General features: G+C 33.7%; 24 protein-coding genes. 22 read left to right on the plus strand and 2 right to left on the minus strand.

Going from position 1 to position 20,981, the window contains the following annotated elements:
• From ABJI11_RS06930 to ABJI11_RS06960, 7 genes are all read left to right on the plus strand, one after another.
• A partial coding sequence (locus ABJI11_RS06930; RefSeq protein ID WP_348350669.1) for a hypothetical protein occupies positions 1–536 on the plus strand: 536 nt, incomplete at its 5' end.
• 47 nt (positions 537–583) lie between these two features.
• Positions 584–1,627 carry a hypothetical protein gene (locus tag ABJI11_RS06935; protein WP_348350671.1) on the plus strand — a complete coding sequence of 348 codons (1,044 nt, stop codon included), beginning with the start codon at positions 584–586 and terminating at the stop codon, positions 1,625–1,627.
• A 73-nt stretch (positions 1,628–1,700) separates the two neighbouring features.
• Complete coding sequence (locus ABJI11_RS06940; protein WP_348350673.1) at positions 1,701–2,276, plus strand: DUF4240 domain-containing protein; 576 nt, start codon at positions 1,701–1,703, stop codon at positions 2,274–2,276.
• Between the two features lie 211 nt (positions 2,277–2,487).
• Positions 2,488–3,630 carry an alpha/beta fold hydrolase gene (locus tag ABJI11_RS06945; protein ID WP_348350675.1) on the plus strand — a complete coding sequence of 381 codons (1,143 nt, stop codon included), beginning with the start codon at positions 2,488–2,490 and terminating at the stop codon, positions 3,628–3,630.
• A 37-nt stretch (positions 3,631–3,667) separates the two neighbouring features.
• Positions 3,668–4,237, plus strand: coding sequence for a hypothetical protein (locus ABJI11_RS06950; protein ID WP_348350677.1), 570 nt, complete (start codon positions 3,668–3,670; stop codon positions 4,235–4,237).
• Positions 4,238–4,244: 7 nt separating this feature from the next.
• Positions 4,245–4,847 carry a hypothetical protein gene (locus ABJI11_RS06955; protein WP_348350679.1) on the plus strand — a complete coding sequence of 201 codons (603 nt, stop codon included), beginning with the start codon at positions 4,245–4,247 and terminating at the stop codon, positions 4,845–4,847.
• 74 nt (positions 4,848–4,921) lie between these two features.
• A complete protein-coding gene (locus ABJI11_RS06960; RefSeq protein ID WP_348350681.1) occupies positions 4,922–5,356 on the plus strand; it encodes a hypothetical protein in 435 nt (144 codons plus the stop codon).
• Between the two features lie 82 nt (positions 5,357–5,438).
• On the opposite strand, the gene ABJI11_RS06965 is transcribed toward ABJI11_RS06960, so the two are convergent.
• The gene (locus ABJI11_RS06965; protein WP_348350683.1) at positions 5,439–6,095 is read right to left on the minus strand and encodes a helix-hairpin-helix domain-containing protein; all 657 of its coding nucleotides are present in this window, start codon (positions 6,093–6,095) and stop codon (positions 5,439–5,441) included.
• 273 nt (positions 6,096–6,368) lie between these two features.
• On the opposite strand from ABJI11_RS06965, the gene ABJI11_RS06970 reads away from it, so the two are divergent.
• The 13 genes from ABJI11_RS06970 (at position 6,369) to ABJI11_RS07030 (ending at position 18,705) form a co-directional block, all read left to right on the plus strand.
• Positions 6,369–6,698 carry a metalloregulator ArsR/SmtB family transcription factor gene (locus ABJI11_RS06970; RefSeq protein ID WP_348350685.1) on the plus strand — a complete coding sequence of 110 codons (330 nt, stop codon included), beginning with the start codon at positions 6,369–6,371 and terminating at the stop codon, positions 6,696–6,698.
• Between the two features lie 73 nt (positions 6,699–6,771).
• The gene (locus tag ABJI11_RS06975) at positions 6,772–7,239 is read left to right on the plus strand and encodes a DUF6428 family protein (RefSeq protein ID WP_348350687.1); all 468 of its coding nucleotides are present in this window, start codon (positions 6,772–6,774) and stop codon (positions 7,237–7,239) included.
• Between the two features lie 37 nt (positions 7,240–7,276).
• Complete coding sequence (locus tag ABJI11_RS06980; protein ID WP_348350689.1) at positions 7,277–7,888, plus strand: protein-tyrosine-phosphatase; 612 nt, start codon at positions 7,277–7,279, stop codon at positions 7,886–7,888.
• A gap of 2 nt (positions 7,889–7,890) precedes the next feature.
• Positions 7,891–8,946, plus strand: coding sequence for an ACR3 family arsenite efflux transporter (arsB, locus tag ABJI11_RS06985; protein WP_348350691.1), 1,056 nt, complete (start codon positions 7,891–7,893; stop codon positions 8,944–8,946).
• 216 nt (positions 8,947–9,162) lie between these two features.
• A complete protein-coding gene (locus tag ABJI11_RS06990) occupies positions 9,163–9,981 on the plus strand; it encodes an oxidoreductase (protein WP_348350693.1) in 819 nt (272 codons plus the stop codon).
• A gap of 28 nt (positions 9,982–10,009) precedes the next feature.
• Positions 10,010–11,116, plus strand: a complete 1,107-nt coding sequence (locus ABJI11_RS06995; RefSeq protein WP_348350695.1) for an MBL fold metallo-hydrolase — start codon at positions 10,010–10,012, stop codon at positions 11,114–11,116.
• A gap of 10 nt (positions 11,117–11,126) precedes the next feature.
• A complete protein-coding gene (locus ABJI11_RS07000) occupies positions 11,127–12,041 on the plus strand; it encodes a helix-turn-helix domain-containing protein (RefSeq protein WP_348350697.1) in 915 nt (304 codons plus the stop codon).
• A 160-nt stretch (positions 12,042–12,201) separates the two neighbouring features.
• Positions 12,202–12,804, plus strand: coding sequence for a TetR/AcrR family transcriptional regulator (locus ABJI11_RS07005; RefSeq protein ID WP_348350699.1), 603 nt, complete (start codon positions 12,202–12,204; stop codon positions 12,802–12,804).
• Between the two features lie 52 nt (positions 12,805–12,856).
• The gene (locus tag ABJI11_RS07010; RefSeq protein WP_348350701.1) at positions 12,857–13,636 is read left to right on the plus strand and encodes a haloacid dehalogenase type II; all 780 of its coding nucleotides are present in this window, start codon (positions 12,857–12,859) and stop codon (positions 13,634–13,636) included.
• Positions 13,637–13,647: 11 nt separating this feature from the next.
• A complete protein-coding gene (locus ABJI11_RS07015; RefSeq protein ID WP_348350703.1) occupies positions 13,648–14,382 on the plus strand; it encodes an SDR family oxidoreductase in 735 nt (244 codons plus the stop codon).
• 15 nt (positions 14,383–14,397) lie between these two features.
• On the plus strand, positions 14,398–15,213 hold the full coding sequence (locus tag ABJI11_RS07020) for a hypothetical protein (protein WP_348350705.1): 816 nt from the start codon (positions 14,398–14,400) through the stop codon (positions 15,211–15,213).
• Positions 15,214–15,503: 290 nt separating this feature from the next.
• Complete coding sequence (locus tag ABJI11_RS07025) at positions 15,504–17,216, plus strand: hypothetical protein (protein ID WP_348350707.1); 1,713 nt, start codon at positions 15,504–15,506, stop codon at positions 17,214–17,216.
• A gap of 7 nt (positions 17,217–17,223) precedes the next feature.
• Positions 17,224–18,705: a mannitol dehydrogenase family protein gene (locus ABJI11_RS07030; RefSeq protein ID WP_348350709.1), complete on the plus strand. Its 1,482-nt coding sequence runs from the start codon at positions 17,224–17,226 to the stop codon at positions 18,703–18,705.
• Here ABJI11_RS07030 and ABJI11_RS07035 read toward each other — a convergent pair.
• Entirely contained in the window at positions 18,702–19,103 is a 402-nt protein-coding gene (locus ABJI11_RS07035) for a hypothetical protein (protein ID WP_276493200.1), read from the minus strand. The two genes, ABJI11_RS07030 and ABJI11_RS07035, sit on opposite strands and share 4 nt — an antisense overlap.
• Before the next feature lie 92 nt (positions 19,104–19,195).
• Between ABJI11_RS07035 and ABJI11_RS07040 the strand changes: the two genes are divergently transcribed.
• The gene (locus tag ABJI11_RS07040; RefSeq protein WP_348350711.1) at positions 19,196–20,707 is read left to right on the plus strand and encodes a PAS domain-containing sensor histidine kinase; all 1,512 of its coding nucleotides are present in this window, start codon (positions 19,196–19,198) and stop codon (positions 20,705–20,707) included.
• A gap of 3 nt (positions 20,708–20,710) precedes the next feature.
• A partial coding sequence (locus tag ABJI11_RS07045; RefSeq protein WP_348350713.1) for a response regulator occupies positions 20,711–20,981 on the plus strand: 271 nt, incomplete at its 3' end.

The following is a 20,981-nucleotide window of genomic DNA, read 5'->3' on the forward strand; positions in this document are numbered from 1 at the left end:
ATTTGATGGCAATCGATTTATTAAAGCGAGTTATAAAAATTAATACTGAAGAAGAAGTAATTAATGAGCTATCTAAAAATTATAGAATATTAAGTATCTATTATTACGAAGCTGCAGAACTTCAACACAATTTAGAAAACTATCAAAAAAGTGTTAAGTATATAAAGGTGTCTGTAGATTTATTAGAAAATAGTACTGAGGTACGTAGCGCTTATTCTGCATATTACTACGCACATTATTCTGATAAATTAGCTACAATCACTAATAATAAAGAAGACTATATAGAAGCTGTTAAAGCTGCAGAAGGGTATATATCATTAAAACAATCTGACATTGAAGTTCAACGCTATTATTACACAGAAATAAGGCATTTATATTTATTGTCCATGCTTGCTAACATCTCTTTGAATCCTATATGGAAAGAAGCCTATTTGAGATTATGTAAAAAATTAGAGGAAATAGAGTTTAAAGATGTAGAGGATGAAATTAAAACAACGTATCATAAAATGATTAGTGACATTATTAACTCTAACTAAAATTAGAATGTAATAAGAGTTTAAATTTAAATGAGCTATAGTTGAAAATGAAAAAATATAAAATAATGATATTCGTAATTATCGCACTCCTATTTTTTGTTCAACAATGTACCAGTATTAATCTGCTGCCTAGTTTTGTTTCAAATGAAAATAACTACAAGTATTTAAGTACAGGTGCTAGTTCTGAAAATTACGTAATCGATGCAATTACAGATAAAACCTACTTGTACATTACCTATGACACCATCAACAATTATTTTATTGTAGATGATTCATATCAGCAAATAAAAATAGACACTGACGGTAGTATACTTTTCAAAACGTCAGATAAAACAGCCGAAATGCCATTTAAATCGCATTATGTATTTGCAGGTAATGCTGTCTATGATTTTTCTAAAAGTGAAATAGTACCTGAACCTTACTTTAAAAGGATAAACACTGATACAGAAAATTTAGAAAAAAAATGGATTACAATTTTTAAAGAGTTTTACAATCAAGCGTCTACAGTAGTTTATGGCAATAATGATATCATCTATTTAAAAATTGATGAAGGTTGGGTAGCATTACATCTATCAGAAAATCATTACTTCGGCGGGGACAATATAAGTGCTCGAACTTTCGAAAATTATCCTGCAAAGTATAACCAGCTCATTTTTCTAAAAGACACCAAATCTAATACCTATTCTGACTGGATGTCTCATTCTGGTTCTAGCGTTGACAAAAAGTATAATGACTATGATTTTGAACACTCTAATTATCCTGAAAATGAGTTTAGCTATCAGAATAATAAAATTGAAAAAATCGGATTAAAAAAGACAGAATCAAACTCAACATTTGCATACACGCCCATAATCTCTCAATTTTTAGCTGTTGGTTATTATAAATTACAAAAGGGTGATGAATATGTGCGATTTAAAGAAGATGCCGTTAAATTTCCGTTTTGGTTTTTTCAATCAGATTCATATTTGAATAATTACACCCTTCCTGAACAGTTTATGACAGAAACAGAAGTGTCTTTTATACGGTATTCATATCCCACAAGTGCAAACAAGAGTAAAAGTGAAGGGCTTTATATAGTTAAGAGAAAATGACTACCTAGTATCATGTAGAAATTTAATTTAGTTATCTGAATGGTAACATAAAAATACCTAAACACAGATTAAAATGAATAAAGAGCTATTTTGGTCCATTATTGAAGATGTAAAGGGAAAATCAAATTCAGATAATGAACAACTTACTGTAAACTTCAATAAAAGACTTTCGGCTTTGTCTATTGAAGAATTACTGCATTTTCAATTTATTTATGAGTTATATGAAATTGCCATTATTTCAGTACCAAGTAATTTAATTTGGACGGCACAATTTTTAATCAATGAAGGTTCTTACACAAATACCTATAATTTCGCAGGTTGGCTCATAATACAGGGCAAAAAAGTTTATCTAGACGCCTTGGCCAATGCAGACACATTAGCACAAATTAATACCCCAAAAAATAATTGTGAATATACCGAATTAAGGTTGTTAGCTGTAAAGCTATATAAAGAAAAAACAGGAATTAAAAAGAAGGCATTTCAAAAAGTGGAAAGTGATTTCTGGAATAAACCTGAAACAGAAAAAGAACAGGCTGAAATAAAAAGTGAAATTACTTTAAGCGATATTAAACGAGATAGAAATTGGAAAATTTCAGATTTAGAAGACGTGTTACCTAATTTATTTAAAAAAGTAAAAATTAATGTCTAAAGGTAGTCTTGACTATTTACTATTATAGCGATTAGTTAATTAAACTAATCTTTAGCTATTATTGCTTCCAAATTGCGCACTATTACTTTAATATTCAATTGTAAGAAAGTATATGTCTATAAGATTTATAACTAAAACATTTGGCTTAATTATTGTTGGTTAGGCGAATAAGTATTCATTACAGCTAACTAATCAACTAAACCTCATAAAAATGAAACAGTTCTATTTTGCCTTCTTAACAATTTTCTCTTTATCATTCTCCGTCCACGCTCAATCACTAGATAAACCAGTTGATATTGGTGGTTACAACATGCATTTTAATATTATGAAAGGTGAAGGCACTCCTATTCTATTTGAAGCAGGTGGTGGTGATAACAGTACTGTTTGGGCACCTATTTTAGAAAGAATTCATAACGTTACCGGTACTACATTAATAACGTATGACAGATCAGGTTTTGGACAGAGTGAATTGAATCCGGAATTAAAAAACGATTCAGATTTCGGAATTGAAAACGGCATAAAAGAGCTTGAAGCGGGACTATCAAAATTAGGATACGACGATGATATTATTCTGGTATCACATTCTTACGGTGGTCTTTATAATTTATTATATGCAAATAAACATCCTAAGAACATAAAATCGATTGTTTTAATTGATGCAACCTTAAGTGATTTCTGGAATGACGATTTCTTAACCATGAGAGACAAGTTTGTTGACATCAACACCATACCAAAGGGTACTGGAGATTATTACCTGAATTATAATTACAACGAAATTATGCGTTCATTAAGAAACACACAGTTTCCTGAAAACATTCCTGTTACAAACATTTTTCCTGATAAATCTGCTCCAGCATACCCAAAAGAATATTCCGATAGATGGAAAAAAGTCCATGTAGATTTAGGCGAGAAAAACAATAATGTAACTAACATTATAGCTGAAAGCAGTAGCCATGCTGTATTTCATGATAATCCTGCATTAGTCATCAATGCCGTCATTAAAGCCTATGCTGAAACTTTAGACAAAAGCCAACAAAATATAGTATTACAAAAGGCATTAGACAATGCAATTGACTTATCAATTGAAACTAAGGTTCATAATCGTTCAGAACAAGATTTAAACAGCTTAGGATATTCATTTTTACAAACCCAAGAACTGGACAAAGCTTTAAACGTATTTAAAACAACTACTCTTTTATTTCCTAATAGCGCCAATGCTTACGATAGTTATGGCGAAGCTTTACTCATAGCAGACAAGAAAGATGAAGCTATTAAAATGTATAAAAAATCAATTGAGTTAAATCCTGACAATGAACATGGAAAAGAAGTGTTGTTGAAATTGAAAGAAGAGTAATACAATCTAACACTATAAATATCATACATATAACACCATGGGGCTATTTGATTTTTTAAAAAAGAGTGATAAAAAGCAAGAGAATGTTCAATTACAATCTAAAAAAGAACCGGACATTTCAAAAATCAAACAATACATTGACATACCAGCGTCAATAACAGATAAGGTAGCCAACATTGACCAGATTACTACAAATAATGATTTAGATGTGGAGTCTAGGGTTAACGAGCTTATGAAAATTTATGAATCGTTAACTGATGATCAAAAAAGAACTAGAGCAGGTAGATATGTAATTATACATATCGCAGAAGTATGTTTTTCTGAAAGATGGATTGAAGATGCTTTTGACAATTTTAATTTTGCAATGCAATTTAAAGATACTGTCGGCAATCCGTTTTTACACCTAAGGCTAGGGCAATTAAATTATCTGGTTCAAAATAAAGATAAAATGCATGATGATTTAAGTAGAGCATTGATAATGGCGGGCGAATCAATTTTCAAGGAAGAGGACCCAAAACTTATTGAAATGGTTAAAAGCGTATTAAAAGAACCCGAAGATTGTTCTTGGGGAGAATACGAAGGTCAAGATTGGGAGATAACAAAATAAATAATACGTGATTCACAAACCAATAATAACTTTTGCATTCCTGTTGTATTGCGCTATTTCATTTTCTCAATATACATGGACAAATGGGGAAGTTATCTTGAAAAACGGGAATACTATCTCTGGTGAAGTAAAAATCCCTGTTGTATCAAAAGATTTGATACATTTTAATGGTAAATCTAAGGTAAGGGTTAAAAGCAAAGCTAACGGAGAAAAATCTGTATTTGATGAAGCTCAGGTTGAGCTGATTAAATTTAAATTTTCTGAAAGAGAAATTGCTTATTTCAAATACATACCTGTTTCTAAAAAGAAGCAAGAAATATTCTGCATTGTTAACACAGGACCAGTAACACTCTACGGCAGATCTGTTGCTATGACTTCAACCCACCCTGGAGTCATTTCTTTTCATAATTTAAATGAATTTTATGCGCAGAGGGCTAATGAGACAATTGCCACACCTCTATTTACCGCAAGACCTTCAAAGTCTTTTAAAAAGCGAGCAATTGAATATTTTAATGATTGCCCTACCATAGTTTCTAAATTAAGAAATAAAATTTTCAATAAAGATGATATTATGGCAGTTGTTGAAGAATATTATAACTGCAACAAGTAATACTTTGCATATTTTTTCAGACAACAAAACAGCTCCTTTAACGTTACTTAAGCTCAACTTAAACCATAATTATCATGTATAAAAAAGTATTAGTAGCTATTGTTTTAATAATCTCATTTGTAAAAACAAGTAGCGCACAAGAATTACAAACGCAAGTAGAAACAATCAATGCTTTTATAGAAGAACATAGTGAGAGTAATAGAAATTATTACGCAAAAATAAATGCCACACAAGGTAACATTTACTTCTACAATGGACTTCAACATGCAATGCAGCTAACATTTCCTGTTTTAAAAATGGACGCAGACAATATAAAAATCACCAAAAAAGGACTAACATTCCATCCTAAGGAAAAAGGCTTAGTGGTTATTAAGAACTTTTCAACTTTTGCCCCCAAAGATATTGGTACCGCTTGGCTTAATATTATTAAGATGAGCAAGAAAGACAAAACAGAACTACAAAGTATGATGAAAAAGTTTATCATAGATTACCAAACTGCAATGAAATAGTACAAGAGATTTAAAAAACGCCTATAAATCAAAAAGCCCTAAGAATATATCTTAGGGCTTTTGTTATATATAATGTTGGCGATTACTTACCACCATCTAATTTATCTTGTAATGTTTTCAATTTATCCCAATCTCCAGAAGCAGCTAATTTAGCTTGTTTTGGCCAGCTACCTGGTTTGTGCATAGTATAACGCGGACCAGCTTCTTTTAAAATACCCTCTAAGGTTTTAACAGATGCTCCTGCTAATTTAGCAAAGGTACCTATACCCTTCTCTGTCAATATAGATGCAATTTTTGGACCTATACCTTCTATTTTCTTTAAATCATCTTTTTTTGCCTTAGCAGCAGGTTTCTTAGCTACTGGCTTTTTAACGGCAGGTTTCTTGGCAGCCGCCTTTTTAACCGGTTTCTTTTTCGCCGGTAATGCGGTTAAATCAACAACACTATTATCTATACCTGCATATGGAGATGGCACATAAGCATCAGCAGCATGATCGTTGAACCAACCTTTGTCTTCGCTCAAGTATCTAAACTCATAACTTTTACCAGTTTCAAGTTTAATACTCTTTACGTACGATCCGTTCTTTTTTTCCATTTGGTATGAACTATCGTTTGTTTGCCAATCATTGAAATCTCCCAACAATATAACATTTGCCTCACTTGGTGCTTCGTTTGCCCCAACCGTAAACGTAACCGTAGTATGCGTACCCTTTCCTTTTGTTTCTTTTGTTAATGCCATTTTTCCGTAGTGTTTTAATTCTAGATAAAAGTTACATAGAAATTACTCATTTTCAAAAGTTTGCATTAAAATATTAGCAGATTTTAAAAATTAGATAAGATTAAGCCTATTGAAACTCCTTTTAATTAAAAACCTTACAACTTATTATTAAATATATATTAGGATTATTGTTCTACTACAAATAGAATAGATTCCAATGATGTAAAAAAACTATAATATTTTATAATTAAAATATATTATCGTAATATTGCAATGAAACAATTAACTTAAAACATGGGATTAGCAAAAACAGAAATGTTTACTGACGAACAAAACAAGATTTCATTGTTTGCCAAAGTATTTGGTCATCCGGCACGTGTTGCTATTTTACAGCATTTATTTAAAATAGATGCATGTATATGTGGCGATTTGGTAAACGAAATTGGTTTGGCACAACCCACTATTTCTCAACATCTAAAAGAACTGAAAAATTTAGGGTTAATTAAAGGAAACGTTGAAGGCACCAGTGTTTGCTACTGTATAGATAAAGACAACTGGTCAAGCATGAAAGATATTATGCTGAAATTCTTGGACCAAGACATACCAAATACCAATTGTTGCTAAAAAAATTTACATTCATTTATCGCTTTATTACGATTAACATACTACAACATACATTTAATTTAAAAACAAGATTATGAAACTATCAGAAATTAAAAGTCATTTGGCAGAACTAGATACTATAGCTTTTGAATTACCAAATGGAGAATTAGTACCAAACCATTTTCATGTAACGGAAGTGGGCAAGATTACCAAGAATTTTATAGACTGTGGTGGTACTGTCCGTAATGAGGAAGTCGTGAATTTTCAGTTATGGAACGCAAACGATTATGACCATAGGTTACACCCAGAAAAATTGATCAATATCATTGAACTTTCTGAAAAGGTACTAGGCATAGAAGATTTAGAAATTGAAGTGGAATACCAAGGACAAACCATTGAAAAATTCGGGTTAGATTTTGACGGTACCAATTTTAGATTAACATCTAAAAAAACAGACTGTTTGGCAAAAGACAACTGTGGTATACCTGCAGAGAAACCCAAACTGAACCTTTCTGAAATGGACCAACAATCTAGCTGTGCTCCAGGTAGTGGCTGCTGTTAATTAAACTTACAATAGAACAAGTATTAAAGAAATAACTATGCTACCAAAAATAGAGCAATTGATAAGCTCCTTAAGAACTGATTCAATTACAAATGATCGCAAAGAAGTATTACAGCCGTTAATAGATTTTATCCAACAGAAAAAAGCTGCTAATTCGTCTATTAGAATCAACTTTATCTGCACACATAATTCTAGAAGAAGTCACCTTTCTCAAGTATGGGCACAGACAATGGCTACCTATTTTAATATTAAAAATGTGTATTGCTATTCTGGTGGCACAGAGGCTACGGTACTCTTTCCTATGGTAGTAGAAACATTAAAGAATCAGGGTTTTCAGATTCAAAAATTATCAGACACTAGTAATCCTGTTTATGCTATTAAGTTCTCTGAGAATGAGCATCCGGTCATTGGTTTTTCAAAATCTTATGAAGATGCGTTTAATCCAGCTTCACAGTTTGCAGCAGTATTGACTTGTTCACAAGCAGATGGTGGCTGTCCGTTTATTGCGGGTGCAGAAAAAAGGGTACCTATCACTTTTGAAGACCCAAAGGCTTTTGACAACACACCGCAGCAAGCAGAAAAATATGCTGAAAGAAGTATTCAGATTGCAACGGAACTTTTTTATGTATTCTCACAAATCAACAAGTAAAAATGGCATCTAAAAAATTAAGTTTTCTAGATAAAAATCTGACTTGGTGGATTTTTGCTGCTATGGCTCTAGGTGTTGGTATTGGTTACTTTTTTCCAGGTTTTCCAGATATCATCAACACTTTCAATAGCGGTACTACTAACATTCCCATAGCCATCGGGTTAATACTAATGATGTATCCTCCACTGGCAAAAGTGAACTATGCATTATTACCCAAAGTGTTTAGAAACACTAAAATTCTATCTATCTCTTTGATATTAAATTGGGTCATTGGTCCGGTATTAATGTTCATCTTGGCAATTACCTTTTTGTCTGACTACCCAGAATATATGGTTGGTCTTATACTCATAGGTCTGGCGCGTTGTATTGCTATGGTATTGGTATGGAACGATCTTGCCGATGGCAGTAGTGAGTACGGAGCAGGATTGGTGGCATTGAACAGTATTTTCCAAGTATTTGCCTATAGCTTTTATGCTTGGATATTTATTACCGTACTTCCACCCTACTTTGGTTTTGAAGGTGCAATTGTAGATATCTCTATTGGTACGATCGCTGAAAGTGTAGCTATCTATTTAGGATTACCGTTTTTAATGGGAATATTAAGTAGATTGATTTTAGTAAAACTCAAAGGTGAAGAATGGTACACCACCAAATTTATACCTACCATTTCGCCATTGACTTTGATAGCACTTTTGTTTACCATCGTAATCATGTTCTCATTAAAAGGAGAGTTAATAGTAGAAATACCTATGGATGTACTCATCATTGCAGTACCGTTACTAATCTACTTCACCTTAATGTTCATTATTGGTTTTTTCTTTACCAAGGCAACAGGTGCACCATATGATAAAACCGCTTCAGTAGCCTTTACGGCAGCCGGAAACAATTTTGAATTGGCCATTGCAGTTGCTATTGCCGTATTCGGTCTAAATTCTGGTCAGGCATTTGCCGGCGTTATTGGTCCTTTAGTTGAAGTACCTGCACTTATATTTTTAGTGAAAGTCTCCTTTTGGTTAAAAAAGAAATATTTTAATGCAGCCAACAAGGACTTGGTATAAAGAACTTTGTCACTTTTGAACACATAAATAATAGTCATTTAAAGCTTCGCCTCTATCTACAAATCTTGTACATAGAGGTTATTTTTTTGCTGAAGTCGTAAGATGTATAGAATAGGAAAAAAGTATTCAATATTCGGCAATTAGCATACAGTTAGAAAGATGTATCCCTTTACTTTTGTCAAGGTAAAACTGATATATACATTTAAAAAAATACGCATGAGTAAGGTAGTATTAATTACAGGAGCATCTTCTGGCATGGGGAAATCTACAGCCAACATTCTAAACAGCCAAGGCTATATTGTTTATGGTGCTGCAAGAAGAGTAGAAGAAATGCAAGATTTAAAGCTACAGGGAATACAAATTGTACCTTTAGATCTTACCAAAGATGATTCTATTGTATCGTGCGTAAACACAATACTAGATAAAGAAGGTAAAATAGATATTCTAATCAACAATGCTGGTTATGGCTCTTATGGAACTGTGGAAGATGTTTCAATAGCTGAAGCTAAAAGGCAGTTCGAAGTTAATTTATTTGGTTTGGCACGCATTACACAATTAATATTGCCAAAAATGCGAGAACACAATTATGGCAGAATTGTAAACATTTCGTCTATGGGCGGTAAGGTCTACTTACCCTTGGGCGCATGGTATTTCGCTACCAAACATGCTTTAGAAGGTTGGAGCGATTGCCTACGTTTAGAAGTTAAACCATTTGGAATTGATGTGGTCATTGTAGAACCAGGCGGAATCAAGACCCCTTGGGGATTAATTGCAGCAGAAAGTTTAAAAGAAACCTCTGGTTCAGGTGCTTACGCAACATTTGCAAATTCTGTGGCAGAAACTATGAAAAAAGACTTTACAAATGATCGCTTTACAGATGTGCAAGTATTAGGAAAAACGATAGCCAAAGCAGCTACGGTAAAAAATCCGAAAATCAGATACGTAAAAGGGTACTCTGCCAAGTTCGCCATAACAGTGCGTAAATGGTTTGGTGACCGTATATTTGACAAAGTGATTATGAGTCAATATAAATAGCATGATCAAAAGAATATTAAAAAAAATAATGATAACAACCTTAGTAATAATAGGTCTACTGGTTATTGCCATTCTGGCATTTACCAATTTTTATCCAAGTTTTGGGGGTAATAGCACCAAAGAGCAAAAATTGGCGTACTCAAAATCTCAACAATTTAACAATGGTAAATTCCGTAATGTAAAACCGGTACCAGAAGACTTATCCTTTTCTGACAAGTTAAGTTTGGCGTATACCTTTTTTACCACCAAAGTTCCCAATGGGCGCCCCAAAAAAGATTTAGTGCCTAAAAAGTTAGACACTACACATATTGCATATTATGATGGAGAGGCTAGATTAATCTGGTTTGGACATTCCTCTTTTCTATTACAGATCGATGGAAAGAATATTTTAATAGACCCAATGTTCGGTGCCGTTGCAGCCCCTCACCCACTTTTAGGAGAAAAACGATTCAATAAAGAATTCCCAATAGCCATTGAGCAATTACCACAAATTGATGCCGTAATCTTTTCTCATGATCATTATGACCACTTAGATTATGAATCTGTATTGAAGATAAAGGATAAAACAAAACATTTTTATACGCCACTTGCCGTTGGTAACCACCTTAGATCTTGGGGCGTTTCAGATTCACAAATAACAGAATTGGACTGGTGGCAAGAAACACAGTTAGGCTCCCTCAAATTTGTTTGCACGCCGGCACAGCATTTCTCTGGCAGAGGTTTAAATAACAACCAAAGTACTTTATGGAGTTCTTGGGTCATAACCTCAAAAAACGAAAATATCTTCTTTAGTGGTGATAGTGGCTATGCAGATCATTTTAAAGAAATAGGGAACAAATACGGTCCTTTTGATCTTGCCTTGATGGAATGCGGTCAATACAACAAATTGTGGTCAGATATTCATATGATGCCTGAAGAAACAGCACAAGCCGGCTTAGACGTAAAAGCAAAAAAAATAATGCCTATTCATTGGGCAGGTTTTAAATTAGCCTTGCATGAATGGACAGATCCTATCATAAGAATTAAAACAAAGGCAGCCGAACTAAATATTAATGTGATCGCACCACAAATTGGGCAAGAAATAATAGTAAAAGATTCAGTTACCACCTACCCCAACTGGTGGCAGAATATTTAAGTGATTTATTATGAAGGAAATTATAACAATTAATAATGTTGCAGATGTTCATTCTTACTTTAGTCTGGATAAACCAAAACACCCTTTAATTTCCGTATTAAGAATTGGCGAAAATTGGGATCAGATAGGTCTAGAAAATTTTAAATACTCCTTAGGACTTTATCATATCAGTTTAAAAGATAATTGTGCTTTTACCATTAAAAACTATGGTAGAAATTCATATGATTACCAAGAAGGTTCTATGATTTTTATGGCTCCTGATCAAATAATGGAATTTGAAAAACAAAATATTAATACCTCAGACCAGGGTTGGACGCTGATGTTTCATCCAGATTTAATTAGAAAATCTGAACTAGGTAAGAAAATAGACCTGTTTACTTTTTTTGAATACGCCTCTAACGAAGCCTTACATTTATCAGATGACGAGAGGAAAACGGTGACTGAAATAGTAGAAAAAATTGAAAAAGAATACAGTGGTAATATTGACACTCATAGTCAAACCATTATTATTTCTAATCTAGAATTGTTATTTAATTATTGTGTTAGGTTTTATGACAGACAATTCTACACACGAACCAATTTAAATAAAGACATAGCAGCTAATTTTAAAAAGTTACTCAAGGAATACTACAATCAAAACAAACAAATTGAACTTGGTATACCAACAGTACAATATTGTGGAGAAGCATTGAATATTTCAGCTAAGTACTTGAGTGATTTGCTTAGAAAAGAAACCGGACAAGGAACCCAAGACCACATTCACCAATACATCATAGAAAAAGCAAAGAACAAACTATTAAACTCAAAGAAAAGTGCTAGTGAAATAGCATATTCTTTGGGGTTTGAATATCCACAGTATTTTAGCAAAATTTTTAAAAAGAAAACTTCTATGAGTCCTAATGAGTATAGATTAAACTTAAATTAGAAATACTTTTGGTATCATTAACATACATGTTTTTTTTGACCAGTATTCTCTAAATACGTTTTTTACTTCGACCAAAAACAACAAACTATTTTCTAGTTAAGAATACGTTAAACATTGTCAAAAACATTCTACTCCGTATTTTATTAAGCATATTTACGATATGAAACAGTCTTTAAAATCTGAATTATCAAAACAACTCATACTCAATGAGGCGTTTAAACTTTTCTATGAAGATGGATTTAAGACTACTAGTATTGAGAAAATAATGAAGGCTACTACCATGACAAAAGGAGCTTTCTATCATCACTATGCAAATAAAAAAGAATTAGGCATAGAAATAATTACCCAAAAATTACAAAGTAGAGTTCAAAAAAGAATGGTATACCCACTATACCAAAACGGTAATGCATATGCTATTTTAGAAGATACATTTTTAAACAGCCTTAAGTCTTTCAGCATGTATGAAAAGAAACACGGTTGCCCAACAAATAATCTTATCAATGAAATTGGGGATAATGAAAAGGTATACCAAAGAGCGTTGAAAAACATCATTGAGGAATGGAAAAGAGCTCTCATAGAGTTAATTGAACGAGGAAAGACGGAGAACTCTATTAAAAATGAAATTTCAAGTGCTGCAGCCGCAATTTATTTAATTAGTGCTTTTGAAGGAATACGTGGAATTCGCAAACTTTATGATGATGACAAAGTGATGGACGAATATTTAAACGGACTATCTATTTACTTAAAACAAATAAAACAATAATTTTTTTACCCAAAAACATACTGCTTAGAATGTTTTTAAAATTACAAATACTATGAACAAAGACAGAAGAAACTTCATTAAAAAATCGACCATCCTTGGTGCTGCCGGTGCAGCCATACCTGCCCTAGGGTTTGCTAACAAAAAAGAAGAATTATTTGATAAACCCAAAGTACTATTCTTTGATGTTAACGAAACCCTTTTAGATTTAACTGCTATGAAAGATAGCGTTGCTAAAGCGCTAAACGGTAGAAATGATTTGTTACCGCTATGGTTTACGACTATGTTGCAATATTCACTTGTGTCTACAGTTGCAAATCAATACAATGATTTTGCCATTATTGGTGCTGCAGCTTTGCAAATGGTTGCGGCAAACAACGGCATAACGCTAAGTCATGACGAAGCAAAAAAATCTATTGTAGACCCTATTCGTTCGTTGCCTGCCCACCCAGAAGTTCCAGCTGCTTTACAATCCTTAAAAGACGCGGGTTACAAATTGGTTTCTTTTACCAACTCATCAAATAAAGGAGTTGAAACTCAATTTAAAAATTCTGGATTGACCAAATACTTTGATCAACGCTTAAGCATTGAGGATATGGGAAAATTTAAACCACATGTAGATGCATATAATTGGGCTGCCAGAAAAATGAGCATACAACCAAAAGAGTGTTTACTAGTAGCTGCTCATGGCTGGGATATTTCAGGAGCACTTTGGGCAAATTGGAGAGGCGCCTTTATCAGTAGACCTGGTGCACAACTATACCCTTTATCCCCTACTCCAGAGATTAATGAACCTGATTTAACATTGGTAGCCAAGAAATTAATCAGCCTATAAAAATCAATGAAATGAAATTAGAAAAGAAAGTTATCATCGTTACCGGTGCCTCTAGGGGTATTGGTCAAGAAGTTGCATTTCTCTTAGCAAAAAATGGAGCCAAAGTGGTTGTAAACCATTCTAATAGCTCTGAAGACGCAGAAAAGACCGTAAACAAAATCAAAGCTGATGGCGGTGAAGCAATCGCCATTAAAGCTGATGTCAGTAATAGAGAACAAGTAACACAACTGTTCGATAAAACTATCGCTGCATTTGGTGAAGTAAACGTATTGGTAAACAATGCTGGAGTTATGATTTCAAAAGAGCTAAAAGATAGCACCCAAGAAGATTTCAGTAAGTTATTTGACGTTAACGTTAGAGGTATATTTAACACCTTACAAGAAGCTAATACTAAGCTTGCAGATAAAGGAAATATTATCAATTTTTCTTCTAGTACCGTAAAACTAATGTTCCCTACCTACGCTTTATATTCTGCTTCTAAAGCAGCTGTAGAACAGATGACACGTGTTTTTTCTAAAGAAATAGGCAGAGGAATTTCTGTTAATGCCTTGGCACCTGGAGCTACAGAAACAGAATTGTTCATGAAAGGGAAGTCACAAGAATTTATAGATAAACTGAGTTCTATGAATGCCTTTGACAGACTTGCACAGCCTATAGATATCGCTAGGGTTGTACTATTTTTGGCAAGTGATGAATCTAAATGGATTTCTGGTCAAACCATTGGCGCCAACGGTGCTCTAATCTAAACCTAAATAATCAATATGAATTTTAAAATTACCACCCTACTAGTTTTTACCATTTTAATTACTTCTTGCAAAGGAGAAAAAAGTGTCAAAAAAGAAGAAATAAGTACACCTACCTTTGAAAACAAAGGTCAAGAACTTGTTTCAAAAATGCTTGAAAAAGTAGGCGATTATAAAATGTTACGTAGTAAAAAAGATGTAGCATATACTTACACTTACCAAACTCCAGATGGTAAGACAGATATTTCTAATGAAAAATACATTTTTGACGGCGAACTATCTTACGGTAAATACGAAAAGCACCAAAGAACATTAGGTAATCTTGAAGGATCCATTGAACAAGGTTATGATGGCAAAGAGTTTTGGCTTAAAAACAATGAGGAAATTATATTGGATAGCAGTGCTCTAAAAAGAGTAGCATTCAACAGACCTACTAATTTTTATTGGTTTACAATGTTTCAAAAGCTAATGGACAAAGGTGTATCATACGAATATCTAGGCGAAGAAACCCTGAACAACACTCCGTATGAAATCGTTAAAGTGTCCTTTGATTTTGGGAACTCAAAACCTACGGATATTTATCAGTTATACATCAATAAAAACACCCATTTGGTAGATCAATTTCTATTTACCGTTGCTGATTTTGGAGCAATGGAAACACCTAATTTAATGGTATTAGAATATGAAGATGTAGACGGAATGTTAATACCTACAAAAAGAAAGTATAAAAAATCTACTTGGAAAGCCGCGGTAAGCGATGCTCCATGGATAACCGTAAATTGGTCTAACATTAGTTTTAACAACAGCTTAAAACCTCAAGAATTTAAAAAATAAGTATCTGATAACTAAATTTTTAAATAATAATACCTAAGTTATACTTATAGAAACGATTTGCCTTTTGGCAAATCGTTTTTTACTTAGTGAAATAATCAAAACACTATCATTCAACAGCAAAGCAGAACCTGTCACAACCTATGACTAGTGGAAGATTAACAAATTTTAATATAGGTTCTTATCAAAATTAAATACATTGCGAGTCTGTTTAAAATCAGCCAATAACTCTAAAAGCCTTTAAACGGTAAACAACTTAAAATATATTAACGACCTAACTACCAACTCAACTTATGTCAACAAACTCCGACTACTCCACGTTTGAAAAGTTAAACGAAGAACAACTACCCGTTGCAAAACATAAGTTACATGATTGGACCCACTTTGCAGGTCTGTACGCCGCTGAACACGTTGCAGCAACAGAATTTGTAATTGGCGCAACGTTTGTTGCCTTAGGGGCAAAAACAATGGATATTATACTTGGGCTTTTAATAGGTAATATTCTAGCCGTTCTAAGTTGGACATTCATTACATCTCCTATAGCAGTAGAGACAAGGTTAAGCCTTTATACCTATCTCAACAAAATTGCAGGAGACTCAATGACCAAACTTTACAATTGGGCAAACGTCATTATTTTCTCGGTCATATCCGCAGCAATGATTACCGTATCGGCTACCGCCGTGCGTTTTGCTTTTGATATTCCCGCACAATTAAACTGGTACCCTACCAACATGTGGTTTGTTGTCATCGTTTTTTGCGTTGGACTCGTAGTGGTATCCATTGCGTTATATGGATTTAATGCAGTATCTGAATTTTCAGGTATTTGCGCACCTTGGCTTTTTGTAATGTTTACGAGCGGTGCCATGGTATTATTACCAGCTCTTTCTTTAGATGTATTGGGCACTACATTGCCTAATGGCTGGAATGATTTGATATCACTCGGAGACCAATCCATATGGACAGGAGTAGATAGTGCCGGCAAACCCGGTATTGGCCTGGTTGAAGTCATTGGCTTCGCTTGGGCAGCAAATACAATTACCCATTTCGGATTAATAGATATGGCTTTGTTACGTTTTGCCAAAAAGAAATCTTACGGTCTTGCCACCAGCACAGGTATGATGTTTGGGCACTATGTGGCTTGGATAGCTGCAGGGATTATGGGAGCAGGTGCAGCAGTTATCATTGGTAAAACTATTGTAGAACTAGACCCGGGAGATGTTGCATTTTACGCATTGGGTTGGTCTGGTTTTGTTATCGTAATAGTTGCCGGATGGACTACTGCAATTACTAACCTATACAGAGCCGGCTTAGCTGCACAGGCTATATTTCACAAACATTCACGTAAAAAAACAACCATTGTGGTTGGCTTGATTACCATTAGCATTGCTTGTTTTCCATTTGTATTTTCACAAATACTGCCACTATTGACCTATGCCGGTTTATTGGTCGTGCCTGTTGGTGGTATTGTGTTCGCTGAACATCAGATATTTCCAAAGATTGGATATACACGTTATTGGTCATCTTACCGTAACCTAACTTTTAGCACACCCGCAATTGTATCATGGGGATTAGGGCTGGTATTCGGTTTTGGATTAAATGCATTGAACGTTATGTCATTCTTCTATCTATTTATACCTACATGGATTTTCACCATCGCTATTTACACGGTTCTTGCTGGCAAATACGGAGCCAAAAACAAGTACCCACAAGCTGAGGAAAAAGAAAGTCTACGAAATGAACAAATTGAAGCATACCAAGAAGAAAAAAGCAAACTAGAGACTAAACCTAAGAAAGACACTTCAGTACTATCTAAGGTGATAAAACTAGTTTCGATTATTGCACTTATAATTACATTGGTATTGGCAGGTATTGTACTATTTGACAGTGCAAACGAAAATATCTATGTTGAAAATAGAGAAACATTTTATCATTATGCCTTTATATGTACCGTAACTTATTTTGTTACTGCTTATTGGGCTTTACTACGTGGCAAATCAAAAAACTAAGCTAAAAATGACAAAAGAAATCATGCTGAATAACAGTAATTTAGCAGAAATAAGCAAAAAATTACCTACTCCTACATTTGACAGAACATCACTTAAAATAGGTATAGTACACGTTGGTGTTGGTGGTTTTCACAGAGCCCATCAAGCTTTTTATACACACTTACTTCAAGAAAAAGAAAGTACCACTGAATGGGGAATTTGTGGTGTTGGTCTACGAGAGGGTGATCAAAAAATTCATGACGTTTTGCAAAAACAAGACGGTATGTATACGTTGATCATAAAGCATCCGGATGGTAAAATAGATTCTCAAGTATTAGGTTCTATCATCGACTTTAAATTGGGATTTGATACGCCAGATCTGGTCATTGAACAAATGGCACATCCTGACACAAAAATAGTGTCGTTGACCATTACCGAAGGAGGCTACAATTTTAATCCTGCAACGGGTGAATTCGATTTTGAAAATGCAGATGTACAACACGAACTTAAACATCCAAATAGCCCTAAAACTATATATGGGTTTTTAACCGCTGCCATTAAAAAAAGAAAAGAAGAAGGTTTACCAGCATTTACCGTAATGTCTTGTGACAATATTCAACATAATGGTGATGTTGCCAAAGAGATGTTATTGACCTTTGCAAAAAAGCAAAATGAAGAATTGGCGACATATATTGAAAAGGAAGTAAGTTTCCCTAACAGTATGGTAGATCGTATAACTCCTGTAACTACCCAAGCAGATATTGATTATTTAGAGAACACATATGGTGTAAAAGATGAATGGCCCGTAACTTGCGAGCCATTTATTCAATGGGTAATTGAAGACAACTTCTCTAATGGAAGACCAGAATTCGAAAAAGTTGGCGTACAGTTTGTACCAGATGTAAAGCCATATGAAAAGATGAAATTGCGTCTTATAAATGCAGGTCATTCCGTACTTGGTATTTTAGGAGCTATACATGGTCACCCAACTATAAACGCTTGTATGGAAGATGATTTGTTCGTTACCTACTTAAGGGCATTTATGGACAAAGAAGCCACTCCGGTGTTAGACAAACTAGAAGGTATAGATTTATCTGCCTACAAAGACAGTTTACTAGAAAGGTTTGCCAACCCTAACATAAAAGACAGTGTTAGCCGTATTTGCTCTGAAAGCTCCGCTAAATTGCCTAAATTTTTAATTGCTACAATTCAAGATAATTTAGCAAACGGCGGAAGCATAAAATTTGCTACTTTAGTTATTGCTGCATGGTGTTATTACAGTGATAAAGGAATCGATAAAGACGGCAACGAAATCGAGATTATTGATGCTATGCAAGAACAGTTGCGCCTAGCTGCAAGCAAAACCCAAACAGACCCGTTGGCATTCATAAGACAAGAATCACTATTCGGCAACCTAATAAACGAAGATAAATTCACAAATCTTTATAGCGATTTGGTTCAAAAAATTTATGCCAATCCTAACATCAAAGAAATAATGAAAGCGCTTTAATTGAATAATAAGTCAATTTTAGCTAATACAATTAATTCAGATTTATTATTTCCTGAGAAAGAATCTGCAATAGCCTTGGCCGTTTTTTTGGTCAAGGCTTTTATTTTATCTGAAAATGCATGTGGATGAATTTTATAGAACTCTTTAAATTCATCAAAACACTCCTCACTACTTTTTGTAGTCTCCATTAAAACATCGAATACAATTTCAATTTGGTTTGCGGCATCTGTACCGTAGCGATCGGTAAAATCATCTATATATAACCAATCTTCTTTTACGTATTCTTTAACTTTTTCCCATTCATTATTATGTACGGTACCATCACTTATGGCCACAGCATAAAAAAGCTTACCTAAATTTTCATAGAGTCCGTTCATTGTCTTCGCTGTATTTTCCATAGTAACAATTTTAGTAGATTTCAGCGTAAAAATATGAAGTAACCAATAATTTTAATATGACAATAATCAGTGTTAATTGATATATTTGATATATGCAGGATTTTCAAGAGAATAGTGACATTTTCAATTTACTTTCAGAAGGTGTTTCAGAAGGTATTATTGTGGTAGATTCTAACCAAATAGTAGTAGCCACCAACACTTCATCAGATCAAATGTTTGGTTATGAAAAAGGAGAACTGTTGGGCAAACCCTTGGATGTTCTCATACCAAAAAGATATCATGCCGGTCATGATGCCCATGTAGAAAAGTTTATTGCAAAAAGTGATAAGCGCCAAATGGGTCATGGTAGAAATCTGTACGGCATTTGTAAAGATGGTAAAGAATTTCCTGTGGAAGCCGGACTAAATCCGTTCGAATTTTATGGTTCCACTTACGTTATGGCATTGGTAATCGACATAACGGAACGTAAGAACAGAGAAGAAGAACTAAGTCATTGGGCACGTATTTTTGATGAATCCTTAAATGAGATTTTTGTTTTTGACGCTGAAAATTTCAAGTTTCTAAATGTCAATAAAGAAGCACAGAGAAACATAGGTTATTCAATAGATGAATTAAATCATATGACCCCGGTAGATATTAAACCGGATATAACAACTTCTGAATTTGAAAACATAATATCACCATTATCAAAGAACGAGACCACTAAAGTCAACTTTGAAACAAAACACGGGAGAAAAGATGGTACTACATATCCGGTCGAGGTACACTTACAATTATCTACACTAGGTAAAAAGAAAGTATATGTAGCATTTATATTAGACATTACAGAACGAAAAAATTACACTGAAAATTTAGAAAATATAGTTGAGGAACGTACTCAACAACTTACTGAGGCCTTAGCTGTAGAAAAAGAGCTTAATGAACTAAAAACAAGATTTTTATCATTAGTATCTCATGAGTTTAAAACACCATTAAGCAGTATTTTAACTTCAATAACCTTATTAGGCAAGTATACACAAACAGAGCAACAACCCAAACGAGATAAGCACGTTACCACCATTAAAAATAAAGTAAAATACCTAGACACCATTCTTAACGACTTTTTATCCGTAGAGAGTTTAGAATCTGGTAAGGTTAATTATAAAATTGAAGAATTTCCTTTAAGCAAAATTGTAAACGAAGTGGTTTATAATAGTAATATGTTATTAAAATCTGGTCAACAGATTCATTATCCAGATAACATAGATGACTTGAATATAAATTTTGATGAAAAGACATTAGAGCTGGCATTATCAAACTTGATACATAATGCCATAAAATATTCACCAGAAGATACCACCATAGATATTAAAGTAGAAATATTGAATACTGGCTACTCCATTAATGTCATTGATCAAGGGATAGGCATAGCAGAAGAAGAGCAGAAACACATATTTAATCGTTATTTTAGGGCAGAGAATGCATTGTTGACCCAAGGCACTGGTATTGGTTTAAATATTGCAAAACAGCATATAGAAAATTTAGGCGGTAGTCTTATGTTTTCAAGTGTTGTAAATAAAGGATCAACTTTTACATTATCTATTCCAAAATTGAAAACCAACTAGAAGATGAAAAGAATTTTATTGATTGAGGACGACAAAGCCTTACGCGAGAATACTGAAGAGCTTTTAGAATTATCTGGTTACAATGTAACAACCGCGCCAAATGGTAAAATTGGTATTGAAACTGCCATTGAAAACTTACCCGACATTATAGTTTGCGATATTATGATGCCCGTAGTTGATGGCTATGGCGTTTTAGAAAACCTCTCTAATAACGAAAAGACAAAACAGATACCTTTTATATTTCTCTCTGCAAAGACAGAACATAAAGAAATTA

The sequence above is a fragment of the Maribacter sp. genome (genome assembly GCF_039968975.1).
Classification (GTDB): domain Bacteria; phylum Bacteroidota; class Bacteroidia; order Flavobacteriales; family Flavobacteriaceae; genus Maribacter.